Origin of the sequence: Enterobacter chinensis (assembly GCF_034008295.1) — a bacterium.
Lineage (GTDB): Bacteria > Pseudomonadota > Gammaproteobacteria > Enterobacterales > Enterobacteriaceae > Enterobacter > Enterobacter chinensis.
On sequence record NZ_JARDVI010000009.1, the window covers coordinates 124,340 to 136,355 of the forward strand.

General features: G+C 53.9%; 9 protein-coding genes and 1 pseudogene. 3 read left to right on the top strand and 7 right to left on the bottom strand.

The window, feature by feature from the left end; genetic code table 11:
* Positions 1 to 5: 5 nt before the first annotated feature.
* The 5 genes from phnE to PYW49_RS22265 all read right to left on the bottom strand — a co-directional run bounded on the left by phnE (position 6) and on the right by PYW49_RS22265 (position 3,748).
* The gene (phnE, locus tag PYW49_RS22245) at positions 6 to 785 is read right to left on the bottom strand and encodes a phosphonate ABC transporter, permease protein PhnE (RefSeq protein WP_008500063.1); all 780 of its coding nucleotides are present in this window, start codon (positions 783 to 785) and stop codon (positions 6 to 8) included.
* Positions 786 to 885: 100 nt separating this feature from the next.
* Positions 886 to 1,902, bottom strand: a complete 1,017-nt coding sequence (gene phnD / locus PYW49_RS22250) for a phosphonate ABC transporter substrate-binding protein (RefSeq protein ID WP_320387537.1) — start codon at positions 1,900 to 1,902, stop codon at positions 886 to 888.
* 24 nt (positions 1,903 to 1,926) lie between these two features.
* Positions 1,927 to 2,715, bottom strand: coding sequence for a phosphonate ABC transporter ATP-binding protein (gene phnC, locus PYW49_RS22255; protein WP_320387539.1), 789 nt, complete (start codon positions 2,713 to 2,715; stop codon positions 1,927 to 1,929).
* A 173-nt stretch (positions 2,716 to 2,888) separates the two neighbouring features.
* Positions 2,889 to 3,332, bottom strand: a complete 444-nt coding sequence (gene yjdN / locus PYW49_RS22260) for a VOC family metalloprotein YjdN (RefSeq protein WP_320387540.1) — start codon at positions 3,330 to 3,332, stop codon at positions 2,889 to 2,891.
* 80 nt (positions 3,333 to 3,412) lie between these two features.
* Complete coding sequence (locus PYW49_RS22265) at positions 3,413 to 3,748, bottom strand: zinc ribbon domain-containing protein YjdM (RefSeq protein WP_320387541.1); 336 nt, start codon at positions 3,746 to 3,748, stop codon at positions 3,413 to 3,415.
* Positions 3,749 to 4,343: 595 nt separating this feature from the next.
* Here PYW49_RS22265 and crfC point away from each other — a divergent pair.
* Together crfC and PYW49_RS22275 are read left to right on the top strand one after the other, a co-directional pair.
* Complete coding sequence (crfC, locus tag PYW49_RS22270) at positions 4,344 to 6,698, top strand: clamp-binding protein CrfC (RefSeq protein ID WP_134347276.1); 2,355 nt, start codon at positions 4,344 to 4,346, stop codon at positions 6,696 to 6,698.
* Positions 6,695 to 7,570 carry a diguanylate cyclase regulator RdcB family protein gene (locus tag PYW49_RS22275; RefSeq protein ID WP_134347275.1) on the top strand — a complete coding sequence of 292 codons (876 nt, stop codon included), beginning with the start codon at positions 6,695 to 6,697 and terminating at the stop codon, positions 7,568 to 7,570. The genes crfC and PYW49_RS22275 overlap by 4 nt, the downstream gene beginning before the upstream one ends.
* A gap of 63 nt (positions 7,571 to 7,633) precedes the next feature.
* Here the strand turns inward: PYW49_RS22275 and kdgT are convergent, their stop codons facing one another.
* Positions 7,634 to 8,626, bottom strand: a complete 993-nt coding sequence (gene kdgT / locus PYW49_RS22280) for a 2-keto-3-deoxygluconate transporter (protein WP_320387542.1) — start codon at positions 8,624 to 8,626, stop codon at positions 7,634 to 7,636.
* A gap of 648 nt (positions 8,627 to 9,274) precedes the next feature.
* Between kdgT and proP the strand changes: the two genes are divergently transcribed.
* The gene (gene proP, locus PYW49_RS22285) at positions 9,275 to 10,777 is read left to right on the top strand and encodes a glycine betaine/L-proline transporter ProP (protein ID WP_134347273.1); all 1,503 of its coding nucleotides are present in this window, start codon (positions 9,275 to 9,277) and stop codon (positions 10,775 to 10,777) included.
* 33 nt (positions 10,778 to 10,810) lie between these two features.
* Here proP and PYW49_RS22290 read toward each other — a convergent pair.
* Positions 10,811 to 11,764, bottom strand: a pseudogene (locus tag PYW49_RS22290) (nickel/cobalt transporter).
* Positions 11,765 to 12,016: the final 252 nt, after the last annotated feature.

Consider the following 12,016-nt stretch of genomic DNA (forward strand, 5'->3'; position numbering starts at 1 on the left):
GCTTCTCAGATGAAGTGCTTACGCAAACGTTGAGAGAGGAAATCCAGCAGGCTGACGGTGACGATGATGAGCACCATCAGGGCGCAGGTTTGCTGGAACTGGAAACCGCGAATCGCTTCCCACAGGGTGACGCCAATCCCGCCTGCGCCGACCATGCCGACGACGGTGGCGGAGCGGACGTTGGATTCAAAGCGGTACAGGGAGTAGGAGATCAGCAGCGGCATCACCTGCGGCAAAACGCCGTAGAGGATCTCTTCGATTTTGTTGGCACCCGTGGCGCGGATGCCTTCCACCGGGCCGGGCTCGATGGCTTCAACCGCCTCCGAGAGCAGCTTGGAGAGCACGCCGGTGGTGTGAATGAACAGCGCCATCACACCCGCGAACGGACCCAGGCCGACGGCCACCACGAACAGCATCGCAAACACCATTTCGTTGATGGCGCGACAGGCGTCCATCAGACGACGCATGGGCTGGTATACCCACCACGGCACGATGTTTTCGGCGCTCATCAGGCCAAATGGAATAGAGAGAATGACGGCAAGCGCGGTACCCCAGACGGCGATTTGCAGGGTGACCGCCATTTCGCTGAGGTAGTCCTGCCACTGGCTGAAGTCCGGCGGGAAGAAATCGGCGGCGAAGGTCGCCATGTTGCCCGCGTCTTTGAAGAGCAGCAGCGGGTCCATTTCCGCGCCTTTCCACGAGATAACCAGCACCGCCAGCAGGATGGCCCAGCTTATGAGCGAGAACCAGCTGCGCTTCGGCGGCGGGAGGGTAATGGTTTGCATATGTTACTCCGTGGGTCCTGGTTTGCCGGATGGCGCTACGCTTATCCGGCCTACAATCCGTACCGTAGGCCCGGTAAGCGCAGCGCCACCGGGCGAAGAGTTACTGCACCGCTTTATTCACGCTGGTCATCGCGCCGAGCGCGGCGGTCAGACGATCAAGGTCTTCCAGCTGGGCTTGAATGGCTGCCACTTTGCTGGTCTTCTCCTCGTCCTTCAGCCCTTTGTTGTCCTTCACGCCCTGCATCTCTTTAAACAGCGCCAGCTGGCGAATCGGCACCAGCTGCAGGTCGCTTGACGGACGGAACGGTGCCCAGCCCAGACGTGCCAGAACCGCTTTCTCTTCCGGCGTTTTGCCGTAGGTCATAAAGAAGTCGTACACCTTGTCCTTGGTGCTTTCAGACAGGCTTTTACGCCATACAATCGGGTCGCCGGGGATCAGCGGTGATTTCCAGATAACCTTGATCTCTTTCAGCTTGTCCGGTGCGGAGGTCTTCAGCTTGTCGAGGTTTTCGGTGTTGTTGGTGGCGACATCCACCTGCTTGTTGGCCACGGCCAGGGCATTGGTTTCGTGGCTGGCGTTCACCGTGCGTTTGAATTCGCTGGCGGAGGCGTTGTTTTTGGCGAAGACGTAGTAGCCAGGGACAAGGTAACCAGAGGTAGAGTTTGGATCGCCGTTGCCAAAGGTCAGCTCTTTGCGTTTGGCAAGCATGTCATTGAGGGTGTTGATCGGGCTGTCTTTGTTCACGATCAGCACGCTCCAGTAGCCTGGGGAGCCATCTGCTGCGACGGTCTGGGCAAAGACCTGGCCGTTCGCGCGGTCCACCGCTTCCATGGCGGAGAGGTTGCCGTACCAGGCGATATCCACTTTATTAAAGCGCATCCCCTGGATGATGCCTGCGTAGTCCGGGGCGAAGAAGGCGTTCACTTTGATCCCCAGTTTGGTTTCCATATCTTTCAGGAACGGTTCCCACTGAGGTTTCAGGTTCTGCTGTGATTCCGTCGAAATAATGCCAAAGTTCAGCGCTTTTTCCTGCTCTTCCGCATACGCTGGGCTTAACAGGGTGCTGATGCTGAACATGCTGGTAAAGGCCAGCGCGGCAACGGCTTTGTAGCTCATGTACTTTCCTCGGATCGGGTTTAATTAAGCAGCCTGCGCGTTCTCTTCGACGCGGTTAATGCTGCGGTAGAGATGGTCAAAACGGTCGTTATCAAACTGATGGCTCGCGCCATCAAAGAACACATGCCCCTGACGCAGAGCGACGATGCGTTCGCAGTAGCGCAGGGCGTAATCCACCTGATGCAGCGTGACCACCACGGTGATGCCGTCGTTCTGGTTAATGTCGTGCAGGGTCTCCATCACAATGCGGGCGGACTCCGGGTCCAGCGAGGCGATGGGTTCGTCAGCGAGAATGATTTGCGCTTTCTGCATCAGAGCGCGGGCTATGGCGACGCGCTGCTGTTGTCCACCAGACAGGGTGGACACGCGCTGGTGGGCGAAATGCGCCATACCGACGCGGGTCAGCGCCTGTAAGGCTTCCTGCTTCTGAGAAGGAGAGAACCAGCGCAGACAGGTGCGCCAGAACGGGGTGCTGCCGAGCGCGCCAATCAGCACGTTCTCCAGCACCGTCAGGCGGTTCACCAGATTGAACTGCTGGAAGATGTAGCCCGTCTGGGCGCGGCTCTTGCGGATATCGCCCGCCAGACGCCCTGCGCGCTGCACCGTATTGCCCAGCAGCTCGACGTGGCTTTCCGGCGTTTTATCGCAGGTGATAAGCCCGCTCAAATGGCGCAGAAGGGTGGATTTACCTGAACCGGATGGCCCCAGCAGCGCCACCATTTCACCCTGCAGGACGGTGAGATCAACGGCATGCAGCGCCTTGTTGTGATGAAAGGTCTTGCTCAGTTTCTCGACGCGGATGACAGTTTGCATGTGCTGGGCCTCACGATAAATGTGGCCCCATGCTGGCGCATCAATATGACATTTGGGTTAAGTGCAGGTTGCGGGAGTTTGAAGAGTTGAAGTGAAAGCGATGACAGTCACCGTAGGCCTGGTCAGCGCAGCGCCACCGGGCGCTGTTGCCGGCTGCGCTGCGCTTATCCGGCCTACGACGTTTGGTGTTGCTTAACGACGTTAATCATCCACGGCACGCCGTATTTGTCGGTAACTTTACCGAAACCGTGTGCCCAGAAGGTCTCCTGCCAGGCCATTTCGACATTGCCGCCAGCGGCAAGGTTGTCGAACCAGCGTTTGCCTTCTGCCACGTCCTGGGTGTCGAGCACCAGCGTGAAGCCGGCATACTGCGCTTTGCTGCCCGGCGGCATTCCGTCGCTCATCATGATATCGCTGCCCGCAATGCGGACGTTGGAGTGAGCGATAGCCGAATCCGGAAATTGCATACCGGACGGACAGCCTTCCTCGCTGTTATCGCTTTTTGGCATTTCGCCGAAGGTGATTTTATAGAGAAGCTCTGCGCCGACGGCTTGCTGGTAGAAAGAAGTGGCTTCTGCACAGTTACCGGCGAAAGAGATGTAGGGACTTAACGGCATAATCTTTACCTCACGTAAGAAAAGCCCATTAAGTGTAGTTCCCGAAAGCCCGGTAAGCGAAGCGCCACCGGGCAGGTCAATCAGTTCTTTTTCACAAACTCAGACTTCAGTTTCATCGGGCCAAAGCCGTCAATTTTGCAGTCGATATTATGATCGCCTTCAACCAGACGGATATTCTTCACTTTGGTGCCAATCTTCAGCATGGAAGAACTGCCTTTCACTTTCAGATCTTTAATTACGGTAATGCTGTCACCGTCTGCCAGCAGATTGCCGTTCGCATCTTTTACGACAAGTGCATCAGCATCGTGTGCTGGTTCGGCATCATTCCATTCGTGAGCGCATTCCGGGCAGATGAACATGCCATTATCTTCATAGGTGTATTCAGAATTGCATTTTGGGCAGTGTGGGAGTTGCATATCGGTATCCTCAAAAAGTGTAAACGCGCTGGAAAGTGCCAGCTAAATGACGGCAGTGTGCCGAAAAAGGCGGCAAGTATAGCGCAAATCCACATGGTTGTCGGTGATATTGTGAGTTAAAAAATTGCAAAAAGCGTATTGGGAGTGACACTTCCTGTCAGTCAGTTAAGCGATGCTTACGTCATTAACACGGTGGGAAGAAATGACGCGAAATATATCGAATATTTTATTGCAGCAAATTGCTACGCACCTCCATTTCGGATAAGGTGAAGCGACACATTGTTATTTATCTCCGGACTTCGCTGCCATACATATCTTATGGTAGTGCCGCATTACCTCTCTTTTTAGGTGGGTAAATAATGATGATATATCCTGAAGTTTCTTAAAAATGGGCTACGCTTTTTTCTTTTGGCTATCTGGCCAGAAGAAGAGCTATACACGCCTTGCAAGGATAGTGAATTATTTCTGATTATCTTCAATCAGTTATATTTCGGCGAACATGTTTTCCACACGTGATCATATAAGCCTGAACAACATAATTAATACCAGTGGCTTAATAAAAGTAATAAATTTGCGTTAAGGAAAGTCTTTTATCATGCACACACAGACCATTTTTGAATTAAGCCAGGAAGCTGAGCGTTTGTTACAGCTCGCTCTGCAAAATCTTGATACGTTGAAATCAATGCCGACTGCAATGCTGGAGAGCACCGCGGTTGCCATAACGGGTGAAAAGAACAACGTTTTACCTTTGCATTTTAGTGCTCGCGGTGTCGAAGCGCAGCAGGCGATGCTGAATAATGAATTACGAAAAATAACCCGACTGGAAATGGTCCTGGCTATTGTTGGCACAATGAAAGCGGGGAAATCAACCACCATTAATGCGATTGTGGGGACCGAAGTGTTGCCGAACCGCAATCGTCCGATGACGGCACTACCGACGCTGATTCGCCATACGCCGGGTCAGAAGGAGCCGGTGCTCCATTTCTCACATGCCTCGCCCATTGATGAATTGATCCAACTGCTACAGACAAAGCTGTGCGATTACGATCGCGGAAAGCTGGCTCAGCGTCTGGAAATTGATAAAGACATGAATACGCTGCTGGAGCGCATTGAAAAAGGGGAAGCATTTGAGAAGCATCACCTGGGGGCGCAGCCGATATTTCATTGTTTGAAAAGCCTCAATGACCTGGTGAGGCTCTCCCAGGCGCTAGGCGTCGAGTTTCCGTTCTCTGAATATGCGGCGATCGAACACATTCCGGTAATTGAAGTGGAGTTCGTGCATCTTGCGGGCCTGGATGCTCATCTCGGGCAGCTGACGCTGCTCGACACTCCCGGGCCCAATGAGGCCGGACAACCGCATCTGCAAAAAATGCTCAGCGAGCAGCTATCCCGCGCGTCGGCGGTACTGGCAGTGATGGATTATACCCAGCTTAAATCCATTTCGGATGAAGAGGTCCGCCAGGCTATTTCCGCAGCGGGAAAATCCGTGCCGCTGTATGCGCTGGTTAATAAATTCGATCAGAAAGATCGCAATAGCGACGACGAAGAACAGATCAGGGCGATGATCTCCGGCACCTTAATGAAAGGCAATATTTCGCCCGGCCAGATCTACCCCGTTTCGTCCATGTGGGCCTACCTGGCGAACCGCGCTCGCTACGAGATGAATACGCACGGGCAACTGCCGGATCATCAGGAGCAACCTTGGGTGCAGGATTTTGCCGAGGCTGCGCTTGGGCGTCGCTGGCGTACGGCGGACCTGGACGATATCGACCATGTTCGCCATTCTGCTGATTTGCTCTGGGAAGATTCGCTCTTTGAACAACCGATTCGCAAGCTGATTTATGCCGCCTATGCCAATGCCTCGCTATTCGCTCTGCGTTCGGCTTCGCATAAGCTGCTCAACTATGCACAAAGTGCCCGTGAGTATCTCGACTTCCGCTATCAGGGGCTGACGGTGGCCTTTGAGGCGCTGGAACTGAACATCGCACGTCTGGAAGAGGACATGGCGCTTCTGCAGACTCGCCAGAGCGTGGTGAGCGATGAGGTGAAACACGAGGTTGAGGAGGCGTTGAACGCCACCGCGGACTTTATGGTGTCCCAAAAAACGGCGCTTCACCAGGCGATTGGCGATGTGTTCAGTGCGCACCATATTCTTGATTTGGCAGGCATCGATCGGCTCAATCGTCACGATGACGAGCCGCAAGCGCCGAAGCAGCTGGTTCTGGACGATGAAGGGCAGGCGCAGATCGCGCTGAGTAAAATCCGCTCCTCCTGCGAGCTTATCATGCTGGATGCGCAGACGAAGATCGCCCGCGAACTGGCGCTACGCTTCGATCAGCTGGAGTCTACGTTGGCGCGTTCCCTGAACGAAGCCATGCGTCCCATTGAAACGCGTATTAAAGAGCATCTGAGCCATGCGGGTTTTCGGGCGCGGATCAGTTTTCCGGCATTTCAGGCGAGCCAGCTTAACTTCAATACGCGTGCGTTGTTTAACGATGCGATTGCGCAGGATGACAGCCAGGCTGGCCAGCCCTCTGGCGGGGGCAGCATGCGTGAAACGGTCTCTCGCTGGCTCAATAATCCGGGCTGGGGCTGGGATGATTATGTGGAAACGCGCACGCGCTATGTTATCGACATTGCGCAGCTACATGACAAATTTAAGCAACATATTGAGCAGTTTTGTGAACAAATACGTAAAGCTTTGTCCGCACAGGTCGATGTCTCTGTAACGGCAGGGATGGCAACGTTCTTTGCAGAATTTTCGTTGTGCCTGGCCGGGTTACAGGAAAGCTTGCGTGATAGCCTCGCAGTGCGTCAACAGAATGAGCATTCAACCCGAGCGCTCTGCCAGTTGTTGAAGCAAAGTATCGCTACTGCGACGTGGATACAGGAAGATACCCGACTGTTACGCGATGATATTCAAACTCTATTCGCGGCAGAGCAACCATGACAACACAACTACTGGACGGCCCCGGGCGAACGCTGGAGTGTATTAATCCAAAATTTATGGTCGATCTGGTGCAGGGGGTAGACGCGGCGCGTCATCCCCACCTGGGACCACAACAGCTGCAGTTTCGTGAGCGTCTGACTCAGGAAATCATGACCCATACCCGACTGCGCCCCTGGGCGATGGCGGGGATGCTCAATGAAAATACGGCGCTGCGCCTGGGGTTGGCGGAAAAACTGGCCGGCATGCTCGACCCGGGTCATCTCGCGCTGACGCTGATGTCAGAGAAGCTGATTGCGCTGCGCCAGCAGACTCACCCGCGCGCGCAGCAGTCACCGGGTCTGATGCAGCAGTACGCTGAACTCGCTTCTCATTTTACCCAACGTGCAGCTTATAAAGAAAAGGCGCTGACCCAGCGCGGGTTAACGGTGCAGGCGGGTGAGCACAGCGAGCAGATTTTTACCCGCTGGCGGGCCGGACACTATGATGGCTGGTCGCTGGCCGGACGCTGTTTTATCGTCCTGGAAGAGCTGCGCTGGGGCCCATTTGGCGATGCATGTCGCCTCGCGAATGAAGATGTGGCGGCCATGCTCAAGGATAACCTGCGCAGCATGGCGGCAAACTATCTGGCGCAGGGCATCAATGCATCACCCGCTACCCGCCATTTCTATCACCAGTGGCTGACAACGCCGGCATCTCCTGGGTTGATCGATCATAAGGACATGCTGGGCTGGCTGGGGGACTGGTGTCAGGCGGATAAACATCCGGTGAGCTGGTCAGTGACGCAAAACTGGCAGACCGTCGCGCTGGGGATGCCGAGGCTCTGCTCGGCAAAACGGCTGGTGGACGGGATGGTGGAAGAGATTTTTGGGTGAAACCCTTACCCCTCATCCCAACCTCCTCCCGGTAGGGAAGAGGGGATGGTTTGGTGTGGTGCGTTAATGATGAAGTTCTACCGCTTTCTGTTTTAAATCCTGCTCGGGTGCATTTCCGTAGCGTTTCGCGTACAGCGCGGTGATGATGGGGACCAGAATCGCGGTGACAATTACGCTGGCGGCAACCAGTGCCGTCGCTGAAGCGGCCACCGGTTCGAAGGCCGGGTTAATTTGGGCAATAATCACCGGGTTTGCGACGGCAGCACCCGCGGCTGAAGAGGCGGCGACGCCCGCTGTGCCGTTTCCTCCTCCTATTACGCGGTCGGCAATAATCAGCGGAATACCGGTGATGACGATCACGGCGACACCCAGCACAATACCCAGCAGGCCGGTATCAAGAATGACCTTCAGGTTGATGGTGTTCCCCAGTGCGAAACCGAAGAACGGGATCAGCACCGGCGTGGCTTTGCTGAAGAAATCACGCAGATCCCGATCCAGATTGCCCAGGGTGAAACCGACCAGGAAGGGCAGGATCGCGCCGACAAAGTGGTGGGGTTCAAAAGATGCCAGTCCCGCAGATCCCAGGATCAGCATCGTCATCAGCGGGCCGGACTCCAGAGACATCAGGACAAATGCACCGGACTCTTCCTTCGTCCCGTACTGGTTCATCAGGCTGGCGTATAATCCGCCGTTGGTCATATCCATCGCCGAGACAATTGCCAGGACCGATAAACCCGCGAAGAACCCGGTCTGAATTCCATTCTCCGGTATGAACATCGCGCATATCATCGCCACAGCCCAGGCAACCGCTATTTTTGTTATCACCAGCGTGCCGGATTTCCGTAATACGGTACCCGTCGCCCGCAAATTAATGGATGCTCCGATACAAAAAAACCAGACGGCCAGAATGGGAACCGTGCCCGTTATCATTCCTTTTGTGAAACCACCAAAATAAGCCCCGGTATCGGGAGCAAGGGTATTCAGTATGGCGCCTAGCACCAGCGGAACCAGCATCATACCGCCGGGTATGCGTTCTATCGTGGCTTTAATCTTCATAGACAAACCTCACATCGGATCCCGCAGGACGGGTGATAGGTGTTAAAAATTAGTCAATAAATTCAATTGATTGCTCTTGCTGCTTGCGGTCTTTTTCCGATAATCCTGCAACGCAATTAAATATGTGCTCTCGATTAACCTCATTCGAAAGCACTTAAAACGCGCTATTCGGATTTATCATGCGATCATTGGAATAGTGATTCAATGAAAATAAAACATCGTTTTAGTTATCTTTGTCACATATTCAATGTAAAACTTTGCGCCGGTTCCTGATGTTGAAAATTTATGTAAATCTGATGTGAATTAACGTGGTTTGTTTTTCTGTTGCGAAAGAAATAATGACGTGTGTGAGGATGTTCTTTAGGTGGGGTAAGGAAGTACTTATGGGCACTCCTTGACGAAAACTGGACTGAGTTGACCAGACACAGAAATATGTGTGAAGTTGATCACAAATATAAACGCTGGTAGGGTAAAAAGGTCATTAACTGCCCAGGCAGGCGTCAACAGGTTCGGTTGTATCGACGTAAAACGTCAATGTAAGTAAACCTGCTACGCTTGAATAAGGCGATTCGCATGGAGCGGATCCCATGGTTCACAGAACGCAAACTGGACTGTGAAACAGACAGGGCCGAGTCAACGAGGATAGCTATGCTAAGAAGGAAAAAGATTAAACCCATTACGCTTCGCGACGTCACCATTATTGATGACGCAAAACTGCGTAAAGCCATTACCGCAGCCTCGCTCGGTAATGCGATGGAATGGTTCGATTTTGGTGTCTACGGCTTTGTGGCCTATGCGTTAGGTAAAGTGTTTTTCCCCGGGGCCGATCCCAGCCTGCAGATGATTGCCGCACTGGGTACGTTCTCTGTTCCCTTCCTGATTCGTCCGCTGGGCGGTCTGTTTTTCGGTATGCTCGGCGATAAATATGGTCGCCAGAAAATCCTTGCCATTACCATCGTCATTATGTCGATCAGTACATTCTGTATCGGCCTTATCCCGTCCTACGCCACCATCGGCATTTGGGCACCGATTCTGCTGCTGATTTGTAAGATGGCGCAGGGCTTCTCGGTGGGGGGGGAATATACCGGTGCGTCGATTTTCGTTGCAGAGTATTCCCCGGACCGTAAGCGCGGCTTTATGGGAAGCTGGCTGGACTTCGGCTCGATTGCCGGGTTTGTCATGGGCGCGGGTGTGGTGGTGTTGATTTCGACCGTGGTCGGTGAAGATAACTTCCTGGAATGGGGCTGGCGTATTCCGTTCTTCCTCGCGCTGCCGCTGGGGATCATCGGCCTGTACCTGCGTCATGCTCTGGAAGAGACGCCTGCGTTCCAGCAGCACGTTGAGAAACTGGAGCAGGGCGATCGTGAAGGGCTGCAGGATGGCCCGAAAGTGTCGTTCAAAGAGATTGCGACCAAACACTGGCGCAGCCTGCTGACCTGTATTGGTCTGGTGATTTCCACCAACGTGACCTATTACATGCTGTTGACCTACATGCCGAGCTACCTGTCGCATAACCTGCATTACTCGGAAGATCACGGTGTGCTGATCATTATCGCCATCATGGTCGGCATGCTGTTTGTGCAGCCGATTATGGGCCTGTTGAGTGACCGTTTTGGTCGTCGACCGTTCATTATCCTGGGAAGCGTTGCGCTGTTTGCTCTGGCAATTCCGGCATTCATACTGATTAACAGTGATGTGCTGGGGCTGATTTTTGCCGGTCTGCTGATGCTAGCGGTGATCCTTAACTGCTTTATCGGGGTGATGGCCTCAACGTTGCCCGCGATGTTCCCGACGCATATTCGCTACAGCGCGCTGGCCGCGGCCTTTAACATCTCGGTGCTGATTGCCGGTCTGACCCCGACGCTTGCCGCTTCGCTGGTGGAGAGCACGCAGAACCTGATGATGCCGGCTTATTACCTGATGGTGATCGCGGTGATTGGTTTGATTACGGGGATTACTATGAAGGAGACGGCGAATCGTCCTCTGAAAGGCGCAACGCCTGCGGCGTCTGACATCCAGGAAGCGAAAGAGATCCTGCGTGAGCACTACGATAACGTAGAGCAGAAGATTGAGGATATTGACGCAGAGATTGAAGAGCTGCAGAAAAAACGCTCTCGCCTTGTTGATCAACATCCACGAATTAACGAGTAATAATGAAACCCGCCGCTGGCGGGTTTTCTTTTATTAGCATCCGGCGGCAATGTAGTCGCCGTTGGCGCTGATGGGGATCACCGTCAGGAAGAGAACTGTTGCGAACAGGATCAGGACTATCCCTCCGGCTATTTTGACTGCCGGCACCAGCCATTTTAATGAGGCGCTTTCTCCGAACCAGGTCACCGTGCGCTCACGGGCGTAACGTACTGCCAGTGAAAGCCCCACAATAGAAAGAGCGGTTCCCAGAGACATGGTCATGACCGCGGCCACTCCCCAGGTAACAATGCCCAGCGCATTCGAAAACATCAGGATCATGATCGCCCCGCTTCAAGGGCGTGCGCCGATCGCCAGAATGACGCCCAGACGCGTTTTCCAGTCACTCTGCGTCAGGTCTGCACCCACGCCGTGGTGGCCGCAGCCACAATTTTCTTCATGTTGATGAAGGGGCTTGATGGCGGAGATAGTCATCCTGCGCGGGCGCAGGCTCTTCAGCGTCTGATAAATGACAAAAGCGCCGAATGCGCCAATAAGCACAGCGCTTATCTTCTCCACATACCAGCGGCTGGTACTGATATCCCCTGAGGCGAGGTTAAATCCCACCGCCAGAATAAAGACAAACAGAATGGCGCTGACGCCCTGCATCAGGCTACCCAGGAAAGGGACGACCCGGGCAGCCAGCTCGCTTTCCTTATTAGTGGTCAGGTAGGTCGTCACGATGAACTTTCCGTGCCCGGGGCCGATGGCGTGAAGAACGCCATAAAGGAAAGCGCCCGTTAACAGCCATAATCCACCGCTGTACTGGTGGTTATTAAGCTGCAGCAGATACATCACCAGGTAACGGTGCAGCGTAATTTGTGTGGCAAGACACCACTGGATAAACACATTCCAGTGCGTATGCAGGGTAAAACCGGCAAAGAGGATTGCCAGCAGCATCGCCCCTGCTGCAGGGAGACGCCAGTCGTGGGCGAGGCGTTGTGTAGTCATGAGGGTGGGCCTGCACAGAGGAGAGTATTTGCCGCTAGTATAGTTGATCTTCCCGCTCAATTCGTGGGATCGCGTCGCGATCCGTTCATGATTGTGGATAACTTTGTGCATAAAAGGGTATAAGGCGGGGTTTTGCTGTGGAATGCAGCAGTCAGTTATTTTTCTGTCATTTAGCGGTTGCGGCCTGCTGAGAACTCCCTATAATGCGCCTCCATCGACACGGCGGATGTGAATCACTTCACAAACAACCCG